The following is a 22492-nucleotide window of genomic DNA, read 5'->3' as shown; positions in this document are numbered from 1 at the left end:
ACCACCGCTGACGGCCCGGCGGCGCGAGGGACGCGGCGTATAACGGTAGGTATTTGGGTTACCGCGGTGGACCCACGGATATGGTTCAGACTGGTGCCGCACTCGCGCTTATCGCGATAACGCTGCTCTGCCTGTTGTTGCTGTACTTCGCGACGATAAAGTACGTCTCGGCGGTCCTCATCGACGACGAGGAGGGCCACGAGGGAAACACGAGTAGCGGCGGCCCGGCAGCGTAGGCCCGCCGCGACGACACCGAAACGACCGTCTCAGGACAGTCTCTCCGCCGCGATTCTCCCGCTCTCCAGCGCACCCTGAATCGACGACCAGCGGGTGTAGTCGCCGGCCAGCACGACCGCTCCCTCCGGGGCGTCCGGGTCCGGCAGGTCGGCCCGGAAGCCCGGCTGCTGGGCGAACTGCGCGAGGGGGACGCGGTCGGTTCGCAGGTGTTCCAGCGCGTCGAACCCGGCCGCCGGGTACCACGACCCGAGCGTCTCCCGCACCGCGGCCGCCAGCGCCGCGTCGTCCTCGTCCGGGACGCCGAGGAACGTCGCGCTGTACAGTTCCATCCCCTCGGGGGCGTACTCGGGCGCGACGGCGGACATCGGGGCGACCGTGTTCGGGCGGTCGTCGGCCGCGTTGAGGACGATGCGCTTGCCCATGTCCGGGGCCTTGCTCGTCGGCAGCGAGAAGTACTGGGTGACACAACCGAGCGTCTCCGTCTGGATGGCGTCGACGCCGGTGAGGTCGCGTGCGGTCGCGGGGTCCGTCGCGACGACGGCCCCCTCAGCCGTCACGGTCTCGCCGTCCACCGCGACGGTCACCTCGCCGTCGCTCCCGTCGACGGTCCGCACCTCGCGGCCCGTCTCGATGGTCGCGCCCGCCGAGACCGCCCGGTCGGCCAGTTGCTCGGGCATCGCCTGCATCCCCGCCGCGGGGACGAATATCTCGCCCTCGCTCAGCATCTTGTAGGTGTACTCGAAGACGGCGCTGTCGGTGCCCAGCGAGCGATCGAGCGTGATGCCGCCGTAGAACGGCGCCGCGAACCGCTCGACGAAGCGCTTCGAGAACCCCCTGTCGGCGAGGTACTCGGCGATGGTCTGCCCGCCACCGGGGCCGTCGAGGATGGTCTCGGGGTCCCGCCCCGCCAGTTCCCGCTGGAGCGCGAAGAGCCGGAGCTTGTCGGCCGTCCGGACGTCAGTGTTGAACAGCGTCTGCGGCGCGGCCGTCGGGTTCCGGAGCGGGTCCGACAGCACCGACCGGTGGTTCGGCCGGGCGATAGTCGCGCCGGGGGTGAAGGGCCGCGGCGAGAGCGCCTCGACGTCGAGCTCTCGCTGGACCGCGGGGTACGCCGTGAACAGCACCTGGAACCCCCGGTCGAACGTGTAGCCGTCCTCGCGGGCGGTCCGGACCCGGCCGCCCACGCCGTCGCTCGCTTCGAACACCGTCACGTCCGCTCCCGACTCGGCGAGGTGGCGGGCCGCGACCAGTCCCGCGAGGCCCCCACCGGCGACGACCACGTCTGTCATGGTCCGTGGTTCGGACTCGTGGCTCAAGAGGATGCTGGAGTGGACCGGACGACACTTGTGGATGCCGTCCTCACGGCCGGGTATGCAGACGACAGCGGCGTTCCGTGGCCTCTCCTGTACCGCGTGTGGCGCGTCAGCCGACCCCGACGAAGAGCGCTGTCCCGACTGCGGCGGCGTCCTCGCCCCCGAGTACGACCCCGACGAGGTGGCGGGTCCCGACGACGCCCGACCGTTCCCGACGGACGCGGCCGTCAGCATCGACGAGGGGGCGACGCCGCTCGTCGCGGTACCGACGCTGGCCGACGAACTCGGCGTCGCCGGCGCCGCGGTCAAAGACGAGGGCCGCAACCCGACCGGGTCGCTCGCCGACCGGAAGCTGGCGCTGGCCGTCTCGGCGGCCGTCCAGCGGGGCGCCGACCGCGTCGCGACCCCCTCGCCGGGCAACGGCGCACAGGCAGCCGCGGCGTACGCCGCCCGCGGGGACGTCGACTCGAAGGGGTTCGTCCCCTCGCGCTGCCCGTTCCTCAACAAGGCGATGGTGAACGTCCACGGCGGCGACATGTACGTCGTCGAGGGCCGCTATCCCGACGCCGTCTCCGCGTTCGAGGACAGCGACGAGACGTTCACGTCCGTCGCGCCCGGCCACCCGTTCCGCGTCGCCGGCGGCGTGGTGCTGGCGCTGGAACTCCTCGCGGACCGCGCGTGGACCGCGCCCGACGCCGTCGTCCATCCGACCGGCCACGGCGAGACGGTCGTCGGCCTCGAACGCGGCTTCGCGCTCGCTGTGGCGGCCGGCCTCGTCGACGCCGTTCCCCGACTGTACGCGGCCCAGCCGGAGTCGTCGGCGCCCATCGCCGACGCGGTGCGTGACGGCGACGCCGACCCGACGCCGGTCGACCACCCCGACACCATCGTCGGCCCGCTGGAGATTCCCGACCCGGCCGCCGGGGCCGCCGCCGTCGAGGCCCTCCACGCCACCGACGGCGGTGCCGTCGCGGTGCCCGACGAGGACGTGTTGCAGGGCGCCGTCGACGGCTGTGAGATGGGGCCGGAGGTCGGAGCGACCGGCGGGACGGCCGTCGCCGGCGTCCGGGCACTCGCCGACCGGGACGCCTTCGCGCCGGACGAGGATGTCGTCCTCGTCAACCCCGTCGCGGGGAGCAAGGAGGCCGACCTCCTCCGCTCGCACCTGATGAGCCAGGGGCTCTGAGCCGCCGGTAGGGATTTGACCGAGCGACCCGACCGGTCGGTATGGCCACGTCGCCGCTCCCCTCGGACGACTCCGCCCTCGACCGCTACTTCTGGGCGCGCCACGCCAACCCCCTGAGCGGGTGGTCCCGCGTCCCGACGCTGCCGCTCCTCATCGCCTGTCTCTACCGGCGGGACTGGCGCGGCCTCGCGCTGACGCTCGCGTTCGTCGCGGTCAACCCCTTCCTGTTCCCGCCGCCCGAGGACGACAGCGCGTGGATGACGAAGGGGGTGTACGGCGAGCGACTCTGGACGAAAGATGACCACGACGCGACCGGCTACCCGACAGTCCTGAACTACCTCACCGGCGCGGCGGGACTGTACGCGCTCTACGCCGCCGTCCGCCGGCGCCCCGCGGAGACGGCGCTCGCGACGGCGCTGTCGATGGCGCTCAAGCTCTGGTTCGTCGCCGAGATGGTCCACCGCTACGAGGCCGAGCGAGACGCCTAGGTCGCCCCCGACTACGACGCGTGCTGTTTCGCCATCGTGTAGGCCTCACGCACCCGCTTGAACTCGTCCTCGTCGCCGCCGTGGTCCGGGTGGACCTCCTTCACCCGGTCGCGGTAGGCCGACTTCACCTCCGAGAGCGTCGCGGTCCGCCGCAGCCCGAGTTCGGCGAACGCCTGCAGCGCCGGGTCGGCGGACTGCTCGGGGTCCGGCCCGAGCGACACCTCCGGCGTCTCGAAGGGGAGGCGCGCGCCCAGGTGGACGCCCGGCATCTCGTGTTCGACGAGGACCGGCCGCGTCGGCGACCGCTCGATGCGGTAGTACGCCCGCGCGTCGAACGTGATGGCGACGTCCCGTTTGGGGAGGTAGAAGGCGACGTGCTGGCCCTCGACGAAGTGGTTCTCCGCGAACTGCTCGTCGATGGCCTGCAGATACTCCCGCAACTCCGCGCGCCGGCGCTCCTCGCCGCCGTCGCGCAGCTGGCGCGCCTGCTGGTCGGCGGGAAAGAGCCGCCCCGCGAGGACGAACAACCCGGCGACCAGCACGCTCCCGCCGACGCCGAGGACCACGCCGAGGAGCAACCACTCCGGTACCGTGCTCGGGTCTACCTGCACGCGACCCCGTTGGCGCCGGCGAAATAAGAAATTCTCGCTGTCACCCGATGTATCGGAGGTCCTCGTCGGCCGGCGACGGCGCGTTCTGCTGCTCCATCTCCTGTATCTTCCGGACGACCTCCTCCATCTCGTCGGCCCGCTCCTCCAGCGACTCGTAATCGACGTCGAAGCCGACGACGTCCTGGAGGATCTCGAGGACGGCCCGCGCGCTCTTGGGGTCGACCAGATAGCCGGACGTCTCGCCCATGAGACAGGCCGCCGGGATGTCGCGTCGCTCACCGAGACCCAGCAGGAGTCCGGAGACGCCGACGATGCCGCCGGCGGGTTCGTCCTCGCGGAAGACGACGCCCGCGTCTTCGAGCCTGTCGGCGAACGCGTCGGTGGTCGTCGCGCCCAGCACGTCGTACTCCTCGATGAGTTCGCCGGTGGGGACCCCGCCCAGCGCGAACACCTCCTCGACGCCGAACGTCTCGCCGACGTCGAGGAACGCGTCGGTCAGGCCGTAGTGGCCCTCGCCGTCCTGTGCCTGGTGGTCCCCCGAGAGGACGAGCATGTCCCGGCCCTCCGCGGGCGTGACGGCGTGGAACTCGGCGCTCGCCAACTGCGCCGTCCGGTCGTCGATGCTGACCTGCGGCGGGAAGTGCGTCGAGTAGACGCGCCGGACGAGTTCGCTGTCCAGTTCCTCCAGCAGGTGCTCGGCGGCGAGTTTTCCGACGTGGCCGACACCGGGGAGCCCCTCGACGAGGACGGGGTCCTCCAGCTCCGGGTCGGCGAGTACTTCGATGTCGAATTCGTCCATACCGCCTACCTGCGGTTGCGGCGCTTAAGTGAACGTCGATACTCGCCGTGAGGGTCGGTCGGGTCGAACGGCGCCGGGGCGCTGTTGACGGCCTCGGCGCCACACTCGGGACAGGAGTCGGAGAGGGTGTACACCGGGGCGTCGTGTTCGGTGTCCCAGGCCGAACACACCCGGATGTCGGACCGCATCGCTATTCGTCGTCTTCGGTCCGCTCGCGGTGGAACTCGGCGGTGCCGCCGTGTTCCTCGACGACGGCCCGTGCGCGGGCGGCGCTCTCCTCGAGCTCGCCCTCGGCCGTCTTGTAGTCGGGTGCCTGCACCTGGATGCGGTACTCCGGGGACCCGACGTAGGTGACCTCGAGCTGTATCTCCTCGGGTACCTCGCCGTTGCCCTCGGCGGCCTGCAACGCCTCCTTGATGACGTCGACGCCGTCGGGGGACGGGCACTGCAGGTCGACGTAGCCGGTGACGTTGACGTAGGGCACCGAGACGTTGTTGCGGGCCGTCTCGACGATGGCCTCGACTTCGTCCTCCTCGAGGTCGGTCTCGTCGAGGGCGTCGGCGCCGTGGATGGCGGCCGCCTCGAACCCGTCGTACAGCGACCCGAACTCGGCCAGGAGCGCGTTCGCGACGGCGCCGTACGCCTCGTCGTCGATGTCCTCGCCGAAGGCCAGCTCCATCCAGTTGTCGGCCTTCTGCTCGTTCTTCCACTCCTGGATCTTCTCCTTGCGCTGGTGGTCGTTGACGTCCTTGATGGAGAGGTCTATCTGCTGTGCGCTCTCGTCGACGTCAAGCACCTTGGCGACGACCGTCTGCCCCTCGTTGACGTGGTCGCGGACGTTCTTGATCCACCCGCTGGCGACCTCGGAGATGTGACAGAGGCCACGCTTGCCCTCGTACTCCTCGAGGTCGACGAACACGCCGAAGTCCTCGATCTCGTCGACCTTGCCGACGACGAGTTCGCTCGGTTCGGGCCAGCCGCTGTATTTCATCCTATCGGGCCTCGACGACGTCGGTCACTTCGCCTTCGATGGCGGCCTTCCCGCCGGTGGGGCGGGCGAGGGTGTGGCCACAGACGGCACACGACACCTCGGTCGACGCCTTCTCGAAGAGGGTCTGTTCGTTCTCGCAGTCCGGACAGGCGACGGTGACGAAGCTTCCAGCCATGAGTTACTCCTGGAACTCCAGTCGGCCGGCGCGCCATCCCTCGCGGAGGTGGGCCTTGCCACACTCGCCACAGCGGTACTTGAGGTCCGTCTTCTTGGTGGGCTTGTCCCCACCGGGGACCTTCGAGAACTTGCCGTCGTTCCCGATACCGGAGTTGCGCTTGCGCTGGCGGTCGATCCACTTCATCCCGGTCTCGCGCCCGGAACGGACCTTCTCGACCTCGTGTTCGTTGTGCTCGTTACAGTGCGGACAGTACGTATTGAAGCGTCGCGGCATCTCCATAGATATCGACCTTACAGAGCGATTTGGTGTGACCGCTTAAAACCCGTTTGGTTCGGAGTCGGGCCGCCGTCTCGCCATGTGGACCGTTCCCTCGCTCGCCTTCGAAGTCACTAAGTACGCCGTTTTCGAAGTGGTCGGTATGAAGAAGCTCATCATCCACGGGGACCCCGGCCTCCGCAAGGGCGGCCGCATCGAGTACGACGGCGACGAGTACGAGGTGTTCGCCGTCGCTCGACAGGGTGACTGGCACGGCCCGGACCGGCCACAGCTCTGGTGTACCATCGGTCAGGAAGACGAGGAGGAGACGTTCAAACGACAGGACTACATCCCGATTCACCTCGACACAGAGGACGTCGACGCCGAAGCGGTCACGGTCCTCCGCGAACGCGGCGAACCGAGCGCGGAAGTCTGAACGCGGCCCCGTCGTTTCTCAGAGCTGTTCCTGGTGGACGCGATACACCACCACGCCGTCGGTCCGCTTGACCGCCGTCACGCCCGAGACGTGGTCGACCGTTATCTCGCCGTAGCGGGCGCGCTCCGCCGGCCCGACGTAGACGTACCGCACGTCGTACTGCCGCAGGAGCGCTATCTGGTCGCCGGCGCTGCCGGTGTATATCGTCCTGACGTCCTCGACGCGCGTCTGGTACACCGTGTCGTTGCGGTACTGGGCCTCGTGGTACCAGCCGGCGACGGTCGGGAGGCCGGTCAGACTCGCCGGGGCGCTGGACCCCTTCCCCTCGTCCGGGTTCCAGCGGTAGCCGGCCGGCGCGGCGGTGACGATGGTCGGTCGCCCCTCCACGGTCCGGTCCAGCCAGCGGATGGCCTCGGCCTCTCGCGGGTGTTCGCGGTCTAAATACGCGGTCCCGTCCAGCGTCGGGTCGCCGGCGGCGCCGACGTGGTTCGAGAGCGCGAACGCGCCGTACACCGACGTCGAGACGACGAGCAGGACGACGAACGCCCGTATCCCGGTGGTCGTCACCGTCCGCCGCGTCGCCGCGTCGGGCCGCCAGCGTGTGAGGAGCCACGCCAGCACGGGGCCGACGGCGGCCGCCCACAGCACCCACACCTGCATGTAGGTCTTGAACACGGTGTTCATCCGGCCGATGTCCTCCTTCACGAAGACGAACTCGACGAGCAGGACGAGGCCGGCACCGGCCAGTATCAAGACGACCTCGAAGTCGACGGTCCGGTCACCGCCGTCGGTGAGGGCGGGCACGGCGTCGAGCGACCGACTCAGCGACGGCGACCGGGCGAACAGCCACGTCCCGCCGACGAGCGGGAGGAGCAGTCCGACGGCCGCGAGGTCGACCGTCGCGCCGAGGAAGACGACGCCCACCGTCGCCACACCGACCGCCCGCGCCCGGTCCGTCCCGAGCGCCCGTCCGGCCTGCGCGTAGAGGTAGAGCGCGAACGGGACGAGGAACACGCCGTGGACCGAGAGCAGTTCCAGCAGCGAGGCGCGGTCGGGCAGGACGGCTATCTCGCGGCCGCTCGCCGCACCCAGCCAGAACGGGAGCGACCACAGCAGTCCGACGAGGACGATGGCGACGGCGACGCCGAGCGCCACGCCGATGCGGACGGCCTCGTGTGTCAGGCCGGTCGTCCGGAGCCGCCGACCGACGCCGTTGGGCAACAGCGTCGTCGGGTCCGACGGGGCGAGGACGACGGTCAGCATCGCGAGGCCGGCGACGGAGGGGAACGACCAGGTGTTCGTCACGGCCATCAGGCCCGCGAGGGCCGGGAGCACGCCGAACAGGAGCGCCAGCCGACGACGCCACTCCACCGCCGGGGTCTGGTAGTAGCTGAAACACAGCGCGGCCGCCAACAGCAGGAAGCCCGTGCTCATCATGTGGGCGTGCATGTCGCCGTTGAGCCACGCGAACAGGGGGAACTCGTCGATGACGAAGGCCGCGCTGGGCTCGTAGGTCACGAAGTCGCCGGCCTCGTCGGTGATGACCCGGCTGGCGTCCCAGTAGCTGAACCGGTCCGGTCCGGCGGCGAGCCCCTCGACCTCGTAGCCGGCGGCGTTCGCCACCCACTGTGTGACGCCGTCGGGAAGGAGCCAGATGAGAAAGCGCGTCGGTGTCGAGAGGTTACTGGCGAAGCCGACGAAGAAGGCCGAGAACCCCGCGGCCAGTCGGCGGGGGATGCCTCTGTCGGCCGCGACGGCACCCGCCAGCCCGTAGGCCGCGGTCACCAGCGTCGCGTAGAACCCCGCGAGCGCGAGGTTGTAGGCGTACTGGCCGGCCGTCCCCGTCAACCGCGTGAGGATGGCCGCCAGCAGGTGGCCGCCGTAGTAGTACGCCACCGGTTCGCCGGCGAACCACATGTCCTCGGGCGGGAGCGTGTCGGCCCGCAACAGCGACTTCAGCAGGCCGTAGTCGAGGAACTTCTCGCCGCCGATGGGGACGATGGCGGGGTCCAGGGCCCGGACGGCGACCAGGAACCCGAATGCGAGCGTGAACACGGCCGCGACCTCCGCGTAGGCCCGGCCGTCGACGGTGACGCCCCGGACGGCGGCGACCCCGGCGGCGGCGACGAGGACCACCAGCCCGAGGTAGATGCCCGCGGTCAGGGAGAGGCGACCGACGAGGTAGGTGACGAGCCACAGTATCGTCAGCGCCACGGGGATGCCGAACGCGACGCCGCGGTTCGCGAACCGCGGGAACAGGACCGCAGCGACGGTCGCGCCGACGTAACAGAGCGACAGGTAGAGCGCGAGCCAGAGGACGACGAGGCCGTACTCCATCACCCGAGAGAGCGCGACGCGGGCCTATACGTCTTTTGCACCGGCCGCTGTACGCCGGTGTCGCGCGTCTTCGAACTGTTTTTACTCGCCCACGGAGGAAGCTAGCACGATGTCGCGTTCCGTCGGTATCGTCGTGCCGGCCTACCGCCCCGACGTCGCCCAGCTGCGGACGTACGTCACCGCCATCGACGAGTACCTCGACCCGGCGACCATCGTGGTCGAGCTCGACGCGCCGAGAGACGGCGTCCCCGAGCGACTGGCCGACCTGCCGGTGCGCGTCGAGACGGTGCCGTACCGCCGGGGGAAGGGCGCCGCCGTCACCGCCGGGTTCGAGGCGCTGTCGACGGACGTCCTCGTCTTCGCCGACGCCGACGGGTCGACCCCCGTCGACTCGCTCGCCGGCGTGGTGTCGCCGGTCGTCGACGGCGACGCCGACCTCGCCGTGGGGTCCCGACGCCACCCGGACGCCGCGGTCGCCAGCCACCAGACGTTCGCCCGCCGCTTCCTCGGCGACGCGTTCGCGTGGCTGGCCGGTCGCCTGCTCGAGGTCTCGCTGTACGACTACCAGTGCGGCGCGAAGGCCGTCGACGCCGACGCGTGGGCGCAGGTCCGCCGGCACCTCTACGAACCCGGGTTCGCGTGGGACGTCGAACTGGTCGCGATGGCCGGGGCGCTCGACCTGCGCGTCACGGAGGTACCGATAACGTGGGAGGACAGGCCGGGGTCGACCGTCTCGCCGGTCAGGGACTCCGTCGCGCTCTTCCGCGCGCTGTTGGCCGCCCGCCACCGGGCGAAACAACTCAGCGACGACCGCCTCCACACCGCCATCGCCGCCCGGCGGGAGGACCCGACGGCGCTCGTCGAACGGGACCGATGACCGGCCCGGGCGACCGCCTCCGGCGTGTCCTCCCCGACCGGTTCGAGTCGCTCGCCTCCGGGGTCCGCTTCGGCCAGTTCGTCTCCGTCGGCGTCGTCGGCGCTGTCAGCGACAACACGGTGCTGGCGGTCCTCGGCCTCGTCTTCGGCGTCCCGGACCTCTGGGCGAAGGCGGCCGGTATCGAGACGGCCATCGTCGTGATGTTCCTCGTCAACGAGCACTGGACGTTCTCGGCGATGGGGGCCACCGGTCGTGGTCCGTTCCTCAAGCGCCTCGTGAAGTCCCACGTCGTCCGCTCGGGCGGGGTCACGGTCCAGCTGGTCGTCTACTGGTTCCTGACCCAGTACCTCACCGTCGAACTCGTCGTCGCCGAGACCGACCTCTGGTTCATCGCCGCGAGCCCCATCGCCATCGCCGTCGCGATGCTCGTCAACTACGTCTTCGAGAGCCTGTTCACCTGGCAGGTCCACCGCGACGGCGCCCCATAGCGCGTCACTAATTCACGGACGGCACTCGAATCACAACCCTTAATGAGGGGCCTCGGGTATGAAGAGGTAGCGGGATGGGATAGCCAGGAGATTCCGGCGGGCTCATAACCCGCAGACCGGTAGTTCAAATCTACCTCCCGCTATGTTCTGTCGCTCGCAAAACCCTGAGCGACGGATTCCTCCGCGTAGATTCTGGGGCGACCACCGGCGACCGAACCGGTATTCGTGCGTCGGACGGCAAAACGGCAGGCGGTCGTGGGGCTATCCGTCGCCGTGCTCGTCGACGATGACGACCTCGCCGTCGACGACCTGCACGTTGATGAGCGTCTTCGCGTCGTAGCCGGCCTCGTCGAGGCGGTTCTCGCCGTCGGCCTTCTTGATGACACAGACGATGTCGCGGATGTCGGCGCCGATGTCCTCGAGCGCGCCGGTCAGGGCCGCGAGCGTGCCGCCCGTCGAGAGCACGTCGTCGAGGACGAGGACGCGGTCGCCCTCGTAGACGTCGTTGACGTACATCTCGTTCTCGGAGTAGCCGGTGACCTGCGAGAGCGCGACCTCGCCGTCGAGCCCGTACTGTCGCTTGCGGACGACGACGAGGGGGATGTCGGTCATCAGGGAGACGGCCGTCGAGAGGTGGATGCCCATCGCCGCGGGCGTGACGATCTTGTCGACGTTCTCCAGCTCCGCCTTCCTGATGATCTTGATGACGATCTCCCGGAGGAGTTCCGGGCGCAGCATCGGGACGCCGTCGCTGATCGGGTGGACGAAGTAGTGATAGCCGTCCTTTTCGATGATCGGCGCGTCGAGGAGCGACTCCTTTAGCTGGTCCATGCTGTCGGTACTGCGAGGCCGTACAAAAATTCGTCGTCAGCGGTTTGTGGAGTGGCGTGTGACAGAAAAGTGATCAATAAGTCGAAAATAAAAGAGACAGCGGAATAGCGCAACTTACGCTTCTGGACCGCTATCCTGAGTGAGTATTGCGGAATTGTCTCCTTCCGGACTTTCGTAGAAGATGCGGATGGTGTAATCCTCGCTCACGAGTACGTCTGCAGAGTTGCCTGCCGTAAATTCCGCTGCCCCAGTCGCACTCTCCCACGTCATGTTCCGTGTGTCTTGGTTGTGATCTGGATCGGCAAATGGGCCATAATCAGCACCTAATGCGCTGTTATCTAGTATTCTACTGCCACGCACATAGATGTCTTTACCCTGGATTGTATCTCCGCCATCGTGGGTGATTGTATTTTCGCCCTTCATGTCGTTAGCCAGAGCGAAATCGTAATCAAACGCAAAACTCGCCTGTGGTGTCGTTTGCTGTGCCTGGTCGACGATTCCGAGGACGACGCTCCGGATGACCTACACGAGGATGGCCGTGATGGCAATTATTGAGGTGACCGCGGTGACGGACAAGACAGCGTCATGAACAGTTCTTCGGATTCATGTGTTTGTTTCACGCATACCGCAGTGTGTCGTTTCCCTAGCGATAACCGGTTTTTATCTCCACCACACGACAGGAATATCGCTCGCGAAGGTGTGTTATATTGCCCCGATGCAGTAATTTACTGCCACAATACAGTTTAGCGGTTCAAGTAAGTCTGAAACGCTTCGAGACCGAGCTGTACTTCAAGAAACTAGTGTGGCGACCGAGTACCTAAAAAGACATTCCAACCCCGCTTCTCAACAGCCTTGAAATTAAAACCTTACTTGTCGTCGACGAACTCGGTGAGTGTCATCTCTCGGCCCACCACGGTGTGGTACAGCGCAGACCCGGTGAGGACGACTGCCATCACCGTCGCCCACACGAGCGGCGGGAGCAGCGTGAAGGGGTAGATACCCACCCAGAGGACGACGACGATGGCGAGACTGATGGCACCGAACGAGAGGTAGTACTCGCGCCACGGGAACTCGCTCCCGGGGACGATCTCGAGATACACCGTCAGTTCGGTCGTCTGCGGCGTCGTCGCGATGACGCCTGCGTCGGCGTCGTATTCGACGATACCGGTCTCGTCCATTCGCGGTAGGTGGGTCTGCTGGAGCGTGGTGTAGACGCGTTTCCGTTGAGCGCTGGAGACCTCGTCGGATTCACAGTCGTACTCCCGGGACGCGACGTGTGAGGCGAGGGTACCCAGTTCTACCGGGCCGCCGTTCTCGCGGAGATACTGGAGGACGTAGCGGCGCCGCTCGTTCTGGAGCACGTCGAAAATCTCGCCCTTCGAGAGAAGGTCGGTTTCGTCGGCCGGCGGTGCCTGCGCCTGTTGACTCACGAACGGGTCGCGCCCCCTTGTCCGGCCTGCGTCATGTGTCGTAGTGATGCGAGTCGACCGTAATAATCGGTGCGGTCCGCTAGTCGTCTGGTGTTCGTGCCGAAAGAAACTCGTCACGGTGTTAGGCGTCCGGACCGCTCCACTCGGCGAGTGTCGCAGAGCCGCAACCTTCGGCAGATTCGTAGACGACGCGGACGTTGTCGTTGGAGGCGACGTTTGCTGCTACACGGTTACCCACTCGGATGCTCGAATGTGCTTTGTACTAGCTACCGTCACCCGCACCTGCTGACTTTGCCAGCGTGTCGGACCCTCCCTCGTCTTGTGACCCCCTCACGTAGAGGTCGCTAGCGAGGATGCTGTCATCGATGTCGTGGGTGATGTTCAGGGGACCGTCACCATCGACGCGACCGTTGTATTCGGTGATGTCTGCGCCTTCGTTGGTGTGGTCGAAACTGAAACTCGCCTGCGGTGCGGTGTTGCTGACCTGGCCACCCAGACCGAGCACGAAGGTTGCGATTACCGCTGCGAGGATGACTGTGATGGCGATTATCAAGATAACGCCAATAACGGGGAGCCGGTGTCGTCGAAGAATCGTTTGATGTCTATAGTTTGTCTTGTGTCCGACACTTTCGAGTCGAGCCGATAGCGGAGCGTACCCGCTCGCCTCGCAGTGTCCTTACTACAATCAGACAGAGTGTGCGTATATAAATGGACGGCACCAATTATCGACTGTGAAAACACCCTCAGCTATCAGGGTAGTAAGAGTAACGCGACTGTCACGAAGATGGCGAGCACGAGGATACTGAACCCGATACCGGCCCGGAGCGGGTAGGCCGGTTCCTCGTCGTCGGCATCGACGACGCGGTCGTACAGTGCGTTCGGGTCGGTGACGGCGACAGTGAGTGTTCGGGTCGCGCCGACGACGGCCCGGTCGACGGCGGCGTACAGCTCGGTGACGCCGACGACGAGCGCCCGCGTCCCGTAGAACACCGCCGGGTTGTACAGCGAGTCGACGTCGGGGACGCGTCCGAACTTCGAGAGCGGTTTCTTCGTCACCGCGAACCCGACCAACCCGGCGGCGGCGAGCGCGACCCCCTCGATGAGGTGGTCGACGGTGTAGGTGTGGTAGACGTGTGAGACGACGGCCTCGTCGGTGACGTCGAACGGGAGGATGCTGAACAGCGCGCCGTCGAAGACGCCGAAGCCGACACACAGCGCGGCGACGGTCACCATCGCGACGCTCTGCAGGCGGTTGGCGTCGGTCACGCTCCCGTCGTACTCGCCGTGGAAGAACGCGTAGTAGCCGAACTTGATGAACGACATGAACGTGCCGACGCCACCGATGAGGAGCAGCCACTCGAGCGTCGTCCGGCCGCCGACGTACAGCGGCCCCTTGACGAAGTCGTAGTGGCTCCCGGCGATGACGATGCCCTTGCTGACGAACCCGTTGAAGCCGGGGAACCCGGCGATGGAGAGGGCCGCGACGGTGAAGGCCGTCGCCGTGACCGGCATCTCCCGCCAGAGGCCGCCGAGTTTCTTCAGGCTCTCCTCGCCGGTGCGGTAGACGACGACGCCGGCGGTCATGAACAGCAGTCCCTTGTAGAGGATGTGGTTGAACACGTGGGCGAACGCGCCGGCCTGCGCGAGGGCGCCGCCGATGCCGACGCCGGCGATCATGTAGCCGACCTGCGACTGGATGTGGTAGGAGAGCAGGCGTCGCATGTCGTTCTGGAACAGCGCGAACGTGGCGCCGAAGACGGCCATCCCGCCGCCCATGTAGGCGATGGCGACGTTGCCGTCGGGGAACGCCCGGTACATCCCGTAGACGCCCGTCTTGGTCGTGAACACGCAGAGGAAGACGCTCGCGGCGACGTGGGGCCGCGGGTAGGTGTCGGGGAGCCACGCGTGCAGACCGATGAACCCGACGTTAACGCCGATGCCGATGGCGGCCAGCGCGGCGGGGAGCCCCGAGGTGATGCCGGCCGTCTCGGGCCCACCGGGGACGGAGGCGAACAGGAAGGTGCCCTTCGCGACGTAGTTCTGGAGGATGGCCGCCATCAGGAGCGTCCCGCCGATGCCGTGGAACAGCGCGTAGCGGAAGCCCGCCCGGACCGCCGCGCCGCGGTAGTGCCACACCAGCAGGGTGCTGGTGATGGCCATCAACTCCCAGAAGAACAGCATCGTCAGCCAGTCGCCGGCGAAGACGGCGCCGAAACTGGTCGCGACGTACGAGAGCGCGAACGCTGTCTGGACGTTCTCGGCCTCGCTGGCGTAGGAGTACAGCACCGCGGCGGCGCCGATGAACCCGAAGATGAGCCCCATCAGCCGGGAGAACTCGTCGACGTTCAGGAGCACGGCCTCGAAGCCGAGGAACGTCGTCTGGAGGTGTGCGCCCGACGGGACCACCCACGCCCACACCGTGGCTGCTCCGGTCGCGGCGACGCCGAGGGCGTGACCCGCCCGTCGTGGGAGGAACGCGACGAGGACGGCGACGGCCAGCAGGACGACGACCGGCGGCACCGCCGTCAGCGGTCCGGTCGCCATCAGAGCACCACCCCCGGGAGGTTCCCGACGACCGTCTCGACGATTCGCAGGAAGACGACGCCACGCGGGATAATACCGAGCAATAGCGACAGCGTTGCCGCCGTCAGGATGGGCCCGAGCATGAACCACGTGCTCTCGGCGCCGCGCCAGTTGCGCTGGTCCCACCCACTGGCCGGCGGCCCGCCGTGGTGTTCGACGTCCTCGTGGCGCTTCCCGAGGTGGTCGACCTCCTGCGGGTCCGGAATCTCCTCGTCGGCCGGTGCCGCGACGGTCTCGGCGTCACCGCCGTCCGCTCGGACCGAACGGCCTCCGAGGACGGCCTCGACGAGCGGTTTCTCGTCGTGGCTCTCGGGCGACTCGAAGTAGGCCTGGTAGACGATGGGCCAGAAGTACGCGATGTTGAGCACGCCCGAGACCAGCAGCGCGGCGGCGAAGAGGAGGCCGCCGCCCTCCAGCGCCCCGATGACGAGGTACCACTTGCTGACGAACCCGGCGACGAGCGGGATGCCGGCCATCCCCGCCGACGCGACGGCGAAGGCGGCCATCGTCAGGGGCATCCGCGTGCCGATGCCGGCCATGTCGCTGATGTCGTCGGTGTGGGTCTCGACGTGGATTGCGCCGGCACAGAAGAACAGGGTGAGCTTCATAAACGCGTGGGCGGGGATGTGGAGCAGCCCGCCGACGAGCGCGTCCCCCTCCAACAGGGCCAGCCCCAGCACGATGTACGAGAGCTGGCTGATGGTCGAGTACGCCAGCCGTCGCTTGAGGTTGTCCTGTCGGAGCGCGATGACGCTCGCGGTCAGGAGCGTGAACGCGGCGACGGCGGCCAGCGGCAGGGCGACGCCGAGGTCGCGCATCAGGTCCGTCCCGTAGACGTCCAGCACGAGACGGGCGATGCCGAACACGCCGCTCTTGACGACGGCGACGGCGTGCAGCAGGCCAGAGACGGGCGTCGGCGCGACCATCGCGTCGGGGAGCCACGAGTGGACGGGCATCAGCGCCGCCTTCACGCCGAACCCGGCGGCCAGCAGCGCGAACGCCGCACGAGCCAGCGTCGGGTCGGCGGTCGCCAGCGCCTCGATGCCGCCGGGCGTGAACGCCGTCGTCCCGGTGAGGAAGAAGACGAGGACCGTGCCACCGAGGACGGCGACGCCGCCGCCGAAGGTGTACGCGAGGTACTTCCGACCGGCCGCGCGGGCCTCGTCGGTCTCGTCGTGGGTGACCAGCGGGTACGTCGACACCGTCAGCAGTTCGTAGAAGACGAACAGCGTCAGGAGGTTCGCCGAGAAGGCGACGCCCACCGCCGACGCCAGGCTCGCGGCGAACGACGCGAAGTACCGCGTCTGGGCGTGTTCGTCCAGCCCCCGCATGTAGCCGATGGAGTAGAAACTGGTGACGATCCACAGCAGACTCGCCAGCGCGGCGAAGAGGATGCCAAGCGGGTCCGCCCGCAGGGCCAGTTGGATACCGGTGGCGAACTGGCCGAACGAGAAGACGTACACCGTCCCCGTGAGGACGCCCGGCACCATGCTCGCCACGATGGCGAACTTCGCCGCGGCGACGGTGAGCGTGACGCCCTCCCGGACGTTCGGGCGCCCCTTCAGTGAGAGGATGATCGGGATGGCGACGGCCGACACGAGCACTGCGAGTAGCGGTCGGATGGATGCGACGTCTGTCATTGGTTCAGAAGCGGTGGCAGCGTCTGTTCGAGCAACTGTTCGAGCGCGGGGACGGCGGCGGTGAGCGCGACGGCGAGGACGGCCGCGACGACGACGACGGCTATCATCCCCGTCGAGACGCTCGCCCCGCCGTCTGGCCGGTAGCCAGACGAGGACTGGGACCCGTCGGTCCCCGCACCGCCGTCGGCGACGGCGGCCTCCTCACGGATGGTCGGCTCGGCGAAGTAGAGCCGTTCGACCAGCCGGGCGAAGTACGCCAGCGTCAGGAGCGTGCTCGCCAGCAGGACGGCGACGACGGGCCAGACGCCGGCTTCGACGGCGCCGACGACGATGTACCACTTGCCGACGAACCCGACGGCCGGCGGGACGCCGACCATCGCCAGTGCGAGGACGGCGAAGGCGCCGGCGGCGACCGGCGTCCGAGCGGCCATCCCGGCGTAGCCGCCGACGGTGGTCGCCCCGGTCTCGCGCTCGATGATGCCGCTGGCGGCGAACAGGCCGCCCTTCATCACGGCGTGGCCGAGCAGGTGGACCGTCGCCCCGACGACCGCGATTGGCGTCGCGACGGTGAACCCCGCGATGACGAGGCCGAACTGCGAGACCGACGAGTACGCCAGCATCCGCTGGACGCTGTTCTGCGAGACGGCGAGCGCGCTGCCGGCGACGATGCTCACCGAGGCCAGCGTCAGCAGTGCCCAGCGGGCACCGGGCACCGCCTCGAGGAAGTCGACGGTGAACACCGAGAACAGCAGTCGGGCGAGGGCGTAGGCCGACACCGTCGAGACGAGCGCGGAGATGAACGCGCTGACGCTGTCCGGCGCGTTCGCGTACGCGTCGGGTTGCCACGTGTGCAGGGGGAACAGGGCCACCTTCACCGTCAGCCCCCCGACCATCAGGCCGAACGCGGTCAGGACGAGCGTCGAGTCGTAGCCGACCGCCGCGAGTTTGTCCGCGAGGTCGGTCATGTTCAGCGTCCCGGTCGCCGCCAGCGCGTAGCCGACGCCCAGCAGGTACAGCGACGCGCCGACCGTCCCGATGATGAGGTACTTCAGCGCCGCCACGGCCGAACTGGCCTCGCGGCCGCTGGCGACGAGACCGTACGCGGCCAGTCCCGTAATCTCGAGGAACACGTAGAGGTTGAACACGTCGCCGGTGACGGTCATCCCCGTGAGGCCGGTGACCAGCAGGAGGTACTGGCTGTAGAAGGCGTTCGAGTGCGGGCCGGCGTGTCGCGCGTAGGCGAGGACGCCCAGTGCGACGACGCCGACGAGGAGGACGACGGACGCGGAGAGGCCGTCGACGACGAGTTCGATGCCGTACGGCGCGGCGAACCCGCCGACGGCGTAGGAGACGACGCCCTCGGTCCAGACGGTCCAGCCGAGCAGGCCGGCCAGCACCGCGTGGACCAGCACCGTCACCGTCGCGACGGGCCACCCGGCGCGGTCGGTGAACAGACTGGCTACCAGCGGGACGGTCCCGCCGACGATAGGCAACACGACCAGCAGGACGGGGAGGTGTTCAATCATAGTAGAGTTGCTCCAGTGTGTCTTCGTCCAGCGTCCCGTACTCCGCGTAGATGCGGACGATGAGTGCGAGTGCCACCGCCGTCAGGCTCACCCCGACGACGATGGCAGTCAGGATGAGGACGTGCGGCAGCGGGCTGACGTAGGGGCCGCCGCCGTCGGAGATGACCGGCGGGTTCCCGCCGGTGCGGTAGGCCAGCGTGATGAAGAACAGGAAGATGCCCGTCTGGAAGACGTTCATCCCGATGACCTTCTTCACGAGGTTCGCCGACTCCACCAGCATGTACAGGCCGATGCCCAGCAACAGGACGACGGCGTAGTAGTTGTAGTGCGTCGTCAGCAGGTCCAGCTGTAGCGGTGTCATGCCTCGCCCTCCTCGTCGACGACGTGCCCGAACCCGGCCGCGAGCAGGAAGAACAGACCGATGGCGACGCTGGCGACGATGGCGCCGATGCCCAGTTCGACCAGTTCGATACCGTACTTGCTCGCGTGCGAGAGGACCACCTCGTACTCGGTGTACTGGAGGAACTGACCGCCCAGCAGGATGGTGCCCAGCCCGATACTGGCGAAGGTGAGGACGCCCCCGGCCGCGAGTGCGACGACGACGCGGACGTCCAGCCACTGCCGCGTCGACTCGATACCGTAGGCGAAGGCGAGCATCAACACGACGGACCCGGCGATGACGCCGCCCTGGAACCCGCCGCCCGGCGAGTCCGCGCCGTGGAACATGATGAACAGCGCGAACGTGAGGACGAACGGCGCGACGACCCGGACCGTCGTCATGATGATGGTGCTCTCGACGTAGAGGCCGGGCTGGTCGTCGACGCTCATGCGAACACCTCCCGACGGAGGACCGTCAGCGCGGCGACGCCGGCCGCGAACACCACGACGGCCTCGCCGAGCGTGTCGAACCCGCGGTAGGCCGCGAGCACTGCGGTCACGGCGTTCTTCACGTCGGTCTGCTTGTAGGCGTTCTCGAGGTAGTACTGGGTCACCTCGCCGCCGACGACGGGCGAACTCGGGTCGCCGATGGCCGGCAGCGCGGGAACGGTGGCCGCCATCACGAGGACGAACGTGCTCACGAGCAGTACCGTCCGGACGTTCACCGGCTCCAGCAGCCGATTGGCGTCGGGCGTGACCGTGTTGGCCAGCGCGACCAGGAGCAGGATGGTCATGATGCCGGCACCGACGGCCGCCTCGGTCAGGCCGACGTCGGGCGCCTGCAGGATGAGCCAGATGATGGAGACGCCCAGGCTGTACGCGGCGAACGACATCACCGACGCGAGCGTGTCCCGCAGCAGCGCGGCACCGAGCGCGCACCCGACGACGAACAGGAGGAGCGCGCCCTCGAGGAGCGTCAGCGTCACGTCTCTCCCTCCCCGTCGTCGAGCGTCCACGGTTCGATACCCTGGTCCTGTGCCGCCCGCGCGATGGCGTGGGCGGCCGTCGGGTTGGTGAGGAACATGAACGTGAGCAGGAAGACGGCCTTCACCGTCGAGATGTCCGACTGGAGGGCCAGCGCGGCCGCCCCGACGGTGAGGACGGCACCCAGCGTGTCGCTCTTCGACGCCGCGTGTGCGCGGGTGTACACGTCCGGCAACCGGACGATGCCCAGCGCGGCGACGCCGCCGAAGAAGGCGCCGACGAGGGCGAGGGCCACGATAGCCCACTCGACCGGCGTCATAGCACACCTCCGTGTTCGACGTTGAACTTCGAGAACGCTATCGAGAGCAGGAAGTTCAACAGGGCGTAGACCAGCGCCACGTCCAGGAACACCGACTCTTCGAACGCCGCGGCGACCAGCGCGATGGCGATGACGGTGTTGGTCCCCATCACGTTGACGGCGATGACCCGGTCGTGGATGGTCGGGCCGACGAAGACGCGGTACAGCGCCACGACGGCGAAGACGACGAAGGCGGCCGCGATGGCCAGCAGCGCCGTCGCGAACTCAACCATCCTGCCCCTCCCCGTCGTCCCCGCGCTCGCGGGGCGACGCGATGGCCGCGGCCTCCCGCCCGTAGAAGACGAACCTGACCGCCCGCTCGAGGCCGCCTCCGAACAGGTCCTCGCGGGACGCGGCGGTCAGCGAGTGGATGTCGAACGCCCGGTCCGAGACGCTGACGGTCAGGGTCCCCGGCGTGAGCGTGATGCTGTTCGCGAGCGTCGTCACCGGTGCGTCCCCCCAGACCGCCGCCCGCAGCTCGACGATCTTCGGGTCGATGGGCAGACTCGGGTGGAGCACCACGTAGGCTATCTGGAGGTTGGCGACGGCGATCTCCTTCAGCAGGTAGGGGACGAACAGCGACATCCGCGCGAGTTGCTTCCCGACGCGGGCGACCGACGGCTGCTGGCTGAACGCGACGGGTGCCAGCAGGACGGCGACGAGGGTCGCGGTGAAGAAGCCGGTGAGGAAGTCGAGCGGTTTCCACGCGCTCAACAGCATGTAGAACAGGTACGAGGCGCCGAAGACGGTGAGGTACTTCGGGAGCGAGGCGGCCCGACCGAGGACCGTCGCCTCGCTCCGCCGCTCGACCGGCGCCTCCTCTACGGAGAGCTCTTCGCGTGTCAGTTCGAGCTTCAGCGGGCGCAACATCGGCGTCGAACCGCCGGGGCTGTACTCCGGGTCGAGGACGATGCGGCCGGCCCCCACGTCGGCGGCGTAGTCGAGTATCGCCTCGGCGTAGTCGCCGGGGCTGAAGAGGTAGCGGTCGGCCCCCAGCACCGCCGTCTCGACGCTGATACCCGGCGGCGGGTCCTCGCCGAGGTCCTCGTCGACCCACACGCCGACGCGTTCGAGCAGTTCGGAGGCTTCGGAGAGTTCCTCCGGGGCGTCCGGGTCGACCGACCGGGTGCTGGCGACGTCGACGAAGTGGAGTTCGACCGGCCCGTCCGTGGCCGCCGCCTCGGCCTCGGCGACGACGTACGCGACGGTGTTCCGCAGGGTCACCGAGTCGTCGACCGGCACCAGTAGACGGCGGGCGTCAGATGCAGTCACTGTAGTAGTTGAGAATCCTGTTTTTGGGTGGTTGACGCACGCTACAGTCGTTACCGAAAGCGAACCACGGGATACGCAAAACTATTTCGCAATCACTCGATTGCCGACGATCGTTCGCCGAGTTCCGCGGCGAGTTCCGCGGCCACTCGCTCCCCGAGACCCCCCTTGTCGCCGACGTACTCGCTCGTCTCGTCGGCGCGGACGACGAGCGCGCGGGTGTCGGACGCGCCCATCACGCTCGCGTCGTTGGCGACGACGAACGCGAGGCCGGCCCGCTCGAGGATGTCGCGGGCCCTGCGCACCAGCGTCTCGTCGTCGGCCGCCGTCTCGACCTTGAACCCGACGATGGGGAGGTCGGGGTTGTCCTCGCGGACGGTGTCGATGAGCTTCGGGGTCCGCTCGAGCGTCAGCGTCAGGTCCTCCTGCCCGCTCTGTATCTTCTCTGCGGCGGTGTCGACCGTGTAGTCGGAGATGGCCGCGGCCGAGACGAGGGCGTCGGCGTCGGGCGCCACGTCGGCGACGGCCGCCGTCATCTCCGCCGCCGATTCGACCGCTTCGACGGTCGCGTACGGGACGTCGGGGCCGTCGTGGACGAGCGTCACGGCGGCGCCGTGGACGTAGCAGGCCCGCGCGACCGCACGCCCGGTGCGGCCCGACGCCCGGTTCGACAGCGTCCGCACGGGGTCGACGGACTCCGTGGTCGCGCCCGCCGTGACGACGACGTGCCGGCCGTCGAGCGGTCGGTCCCCGGCAGCGCGGGCCACTTCGGTGACGATGGCCTCCTCGGTCGCTATCTTCGCCTTCCCCTCCTCGACGCGGGGGTCGACGAACGCGACGCCCCACGACTCGACGCGCTCGATGGCGTCGAGGACGCCCGGGTGGTCGTACATCGGCTCGTGCATGGCCGGCGCGACGACGACGGGCAGTCCCGCGCCCAGCGCCGTCGTGGCACACGTCGTCACCGGCGAGTCGTCGATGGCCGCCGCGACCTTCCCGACGGTGTTGGCCGTCGCCGGCGCGAGGAGCAGCACGTCCCCCCACCCGTCGACCCCGCAGAGGTCGACGTGTTCGACCTGCCCGGTCAGTTCCGTCACCACGTCGTGTTCGGTGGCGAACTCGACGGCCCACGGGTGGACGATGCCCGTCGCCGCGTCGGTCAGCACCGCCCGGACCGACGCCCCCTGTCGGCGCAACTCGTGGGCCAGCTCCACCGTCTTGACCGCGGCGATGGAGCCCGAGACCCCCAACACGACGTTGACTCCCTGCAGCATGTCTCGCCCTTCGCCGTGACGGC

The 22492-nt window shown here is 68.2% G+C and carries 28 protein-coding genes and 1 tRNA gene; 7 read left to right on the top strand and 22 right to left on the bottom strand.

All coding sequences use genetic code 11. The features are described from left to right. The first annotated feature begins 80 nt into the window (after positions 1–80). Positions 81–236, top strand: a complete 156-nt coding sequence (locus ACV7GQ_RS10025) for a hypothetical protein (protein WP_470310105.1) — start codon at positions 81–83, stop codon at positions 234–236. Positions 237–266: 30 nt separating this feature from the next. Here ACV7GQ_RS10025 and ACV7GQ_RS10020 read toward each other — a convergent pair whose 3' ends face one another. Continuing rightward, positions 267–1526: an NAD(P)/FAD-dependent oxidoreductase gene (locus tag ACV7GQ_RS10020; RefSeq protein ID WP_470310104.1), complete on the bottom strand. Its 1260-nt coding sequence runs from the start codon at positions 1524–1526 to the stop codon at positions 267–269. Positions 1527–1608: 82 nt separating this feature from the next. Here ACV7GQ_RS10020 and ACV7GQ_RS10015 point away from each other — a divergent pair, with 82 nt between their 5' ends. Together ACV7GQ_RS10015 and ACV7GQ_RS10010 are read left to right on the top strand one after the other, a co-directional pair. Beyond that, complete coding sequence (locus tag ACV7GQ_RS10015) at positions 1609–2736, top strand: threonine synthase (RefSeq protein ID WP_470310103.1); 1128 nt, start codon at positions 1609–1611, stop codon at positions 2734–2736. 41 nt (positions 2737–2777) lie between these two features. After that, positions 2778–3224, top strand: coding sequence for a DUF6653 family protein (locus tag ACV7GQ_RS10010; protein ID WP_470310102.1), 447 nt, complete (start codon positions 2778–2780; stop codon positions 3222–3224). Between the two features lie 11 nt (positions 3225–3235). On the opposite strand, the gene ACV7GQ_RS10005 is transcribed toward ACV7GQ_RS10010, so the two are convergent. Genes ACV7GQ_RS10005 through ACV7GQ_RS09980 form a run of 6 tightly spaced genes read right to left on the bottom strand, consistent with a single transcriptional unit; the run spans position 3236 to position 6082 of the window. Then, the gene (locus ACV7GQ_RS10005) at positions 3236–3835 is read right to left on the bottom strand and encodes a J domain-containing protein (RefSeq protein WP_470310101.1); all 600 of its coding nucleotides are present in this window, start codon (positions 3833–3835) and stop codon (positions 3236–3238) included. A 40-nt stretch (positions 3836–3875) separates the two neighbouring features. Then, positions 3876–4634, bottom strand: a complete 759-nt coding sequence (locus ACV7GQ_RS10000; RefSeq protein WP_470310100.1) for a proteasome assembly chaperone family protein — start codon at positions 4632–4634, stop codon at positions 3876–3878. Between the two features lie 5 nt (positions 4635–4639). After that, entirely contained in the window at positions 4640–4822 is a 183-nt protein-coding gene (locus ACV7GQ_RS09995) for an RNA-protein complex protein Nop10 (RefSeq protein ID WP_470310099.1), read from the bottom strand. A 2-nt stretch (positions 4823–4824) separates the two neighbouring features. Then, a complete protein-coding gene (locus tag ACV7GQ_RS09990; RefSeq protein ID WP_470310098.1) occupies positions 4825–5625 on the bottom strand; it encodes a translation initiation factor IF-2 subunit alpha in 801 nt (266 codons plus the stop codon). A gap of 1 nt (position 5626) precedes the next feature. Beyond that, positions 5627–5800 carry a 30S ribosomal protein S27e gene (locus ACV7GQ_RS09985; RefSeq protein ID WP_220616585.1) on the bottom strand — a complete coding sequence of 58 codons (174 nt, stop codon included), beginning with the start codon at positions 5798–5800 and terminating at the stop codon, positions 5627–5629. Positions 5801–5803: 3 nt separating this feature from the next. After that, a complete protein-coding gene (locus ACV7GQ_RS09980) occupies positions 5804–6082 on the bottom strand; it encodes a 50S ribosomal protein L44e (RefSeq protein WP_166969205.1) in 279 nt (92 codons plus the stop codon). A 139-nt stretch (positions 6083–6221) separates the two neighbouring features. On the opposite strand from ACV7GQ_RS09980, the gene ACV7GQ_RS09975 reads away from it, so the two are divergent. Continuing rightward, positions 6222–6494, top strand: a complete 273-nt coding sequence (locus tag ACV7GQ_RS09975; RefSeq protein WP_470310097.1) for an HAH_0734 family protein — start codon at positions 6222–6224, stop codon at positions 6492–6494. 18 nt (positions 6495–6512) lie between these two features. Here the strand turns inward: ACV7GQ_RS09975 and ACV7GQ_RS09970 are convergent, their stop codons facing one another. Continuing rightward, a complete protein-coding gene (locus ACV7GQ_RS09970) occupies positions 6513–8831 on the bottom strand; it encodes a DUF2298 domain-containing protein (protein WP_470310096.1) in 2319 nt (772 codons plus the stop codon). Between the two features lie 109 nt (positions 8832–8940). Between ACV7GQ_RS09970 and ACV7GQ_RS09965 the strand changes: the two genes are divergently transcribed. The 3 genes from ACV7GQ_RS09965 to ACV7GQ_RS09955 all read left to right on the top strand — a co-directional run bounded on the left by ACV7GQ_RS09965 (position 8941) and on the right by ACV7GQ_RS09955 (position 10339). Then, positions 8941–9708: a glycosyltransferase gene (locus tag ACV7GQ_RS09965; RefSeq protein ID WP_470310095.1), complete on the top strand. Its 768-nt coding sequence runs from the start codon at positions 8941–8943 to the stop codon at positions 9706–9708. Next, positions 9705–10196: a GtrA family protein gene (locus ACV7GQ_RS09960; RefSeq protein WP_470310094.1), complete on the top strand. Its 492-nt coding sequence runs from the start codon at positions 9705–9707 to the stop codon at positions 10194–10196. The genes ACV7GQ_RS09965 and ACV7GQ_RS09960 overlap by 4 nt, the downstream gene beginning before the upstream one ends. 68 nt (positions 10197–10264) lie before the next feature. Continuing rightward, positions 10265–10339, top strand: a tRNA-Met gene (locus tag ACV7GQ_RS09955). 118 nt (positions 10340–10457) lie between these two features. Here the strand turns inward: ACV7GQ_RS09955 and hpt are convergent. From hpt to coaBC, 14 genes are all read right to left on the bottom strand, one after another. Next, complete coding sequence (gene hpt / locus ACV7GQ_RS09950) at positions 10458–11027, bottom strand: hypoxanthine/guanine phosphoribosyltransferase (RefSeq protein WP_470310093.1); 570 nt, start codon at positions 11025–11027, stop codon at positions 10458–10460. Positions 11028–11141: 114 nt separating this feature from the next. Then, positions 11142–11546 (bottom strand): type IV pilin N-terminal domain-containing protein, encoded by a 405-nt coding sequence (locus tag ACV7GQ_RS09945; RefSeq protein ID WP_470313154.1) that lies wholly within the window; start codon positions 11544–11546, stop codon positions 11142–11144. A 347-nt stretch (positions 11547–11893) separates the two neighbouring features. Then, entirely contained in the window at positions 11894–12457 is a 564-nt protein-coding gene (locus ACV7GQ_RS09940) for a DUF7344 domain-containing protein (protein WP_470310092.1), read from the bottom strand. 262 nt (positions 12458–12719) lie between these two features. Then, positions 12720–13010, bottom strand: a complete 291-nt coding sequence (locus ACV7GQ_RS09935) for a type IV pilin domain-containing protein (protein ID WP_470310091.1) — start codon at positions 13008–13010, stop codon at positions 12720–12722. A 197-nt stretch (positions 13011–13207) separates the two neighbouring features. Continuing rightward, positions 13208–15001 carry a Na(+)/H(+) antiporter subunit D gene (locus ACV7GQ_RS09930; RefSeq protein ID WP_470310090.1) on the bottom strand — a complete coding sequence of 598 codons (1794 nt, stop codon included), beginning with the start codon at positions 14999–15001 and terminating at the stop codon, positions 13208–13210. Beyond that, a complete protein-coding gene (locus ACV7GQ_RS09925) occupies positions 15001–16680 on the bottom strand; it encodes a cation:proton antiporter (RefSeq protein ID WP_470310089.1) in 1680 nt (559 codons plus the stop codon). Before ACV7GQ_RS09925 ends, ACV7GQ_RS09930 begins: the two co-directional genes overlap by 1 nt. Next, a complete protein-coding gene (locus ACV7GQ_RS09920) occupies positions 16677–18206 on the bottom strand; it encodes a monovalent cation/H+ antiporter subunit D family protein (protein ID WP_470310088.1) in 1530 nt (509 codons plus the stop codon). Before ACV7GQ_RS09920 ends, ACV7GQ_RS09925 begins: the two co-directional genes overlap by 4 nt. Further along, complete coding sequence (locus ACV7GQ_RS09915; protein WP_470310087.1) at positions 18199–18567, bottom strand: cation:proton antiporter subunit C; 369 nt, start codon at positions 18565–18567, stop codon at positions 18199–18201. Before ACV7GQ_RS09915 ends, ACV7GQ_RS09920 begins: the two co-directional genes overlap by 8 nt. Beyond that, positions 18564–19034 carry a Na(+)/H(+) antiporter subunit B gene (locus ACV7GQ_RS09910; protein ID WP_470310086.1) on the bottom strand — a complete coding sequence of 157 codons (471 nt, stop codon included), beginning with the start codon at positions 19032–19034 and terminating at the stop codon, positions 18564–18566. The genes ACV7GQ_RS09915 and ACV7GQ_RS09910 overlap by 4 nt, the downstream gene beginning before the upstream one ends. Further along, entirely contained in the window at positions 19031–19570 is a 540-nt protein-coding gene (locus ACV7GQ_RS09905; protein ID WP_470310085.1) for a DUF4040 domain-containing protein, read from the bottom strand. Before ACV7GQ_RS09905 ends, ACV7GQ_RS09910 begins: the two co-directional genes overlap by 4 nt. After that, a complete protein-coding gene (mnhG, locus tag ACV7GQ_RS09900) occupies positions 19567–19887 on the bottom strand; it encodes a monovalent cation/H(+) antiporter subunit G (RefSeq protein ID WP_470310084.1) in 321 nt (106 codons plus the stop codon). The genes ACV7GQ_RS09905 and mnhG overlap by 4 nt, the downstream gene beginning before the upstream one ends. Next, positions 19884–20159, bottom strand: a complete 276-nt coding sequence (locus ACV7GQ_RS09895; protein ID WP_470310083.1) for a cation:proton antiporter — start codon at positions 20157–20159, stop codon at positions 19884–19886. The genes mnhG and ACV7GQ_RS09895 overlap by 4 nt, the downstream gene beginning before the upstream one ends. Next, the gene (locus tag ACV7GQ_RS09890; RefSeq protein ID WP_470313153.1) at positions 20152–21150 is read right to left on the bottom strand and encodes a monovalent cation/H+ antiporter subunit E; all 999 of its coding nucleotides are present in this window, start codon (positions 21148–21150) and stop codon (positions 20152–20154) included. Before ACV7GQ_RS09890 ends, ACV7GQ_RS09895 begins: the two co-directional genes overlap by 8 nt. Positions 21151–21290: 140 nt before the next feature. Beyond that, positions 21291–22469 carry a bifunctional phosphopantothenoylcysteine decarboxylase/phosphopantothenate--cysteine ligase CoaBC gene (gene coaBC, locus ACV7GQ_RS09885; protein ID WP_470310082.1) on the bottom strand — a complete coding sequence of 393 codons (1179 nt, stop codon included), beginning with the start codon at positions 22467–22469 and terminating at the stop codon, positions 21291–21293. Positions 22470–22492: the final 23 nt, after the last annotated feature.

The sequence above is a fragment of the Haloarcula sp. MBLA0163 genome (assembly GCF_055632435.1).
Note: the sequence above shows the minus strand (reverse complement) of the source record. Positions and strands in the feature narration are given on the sequence as shown.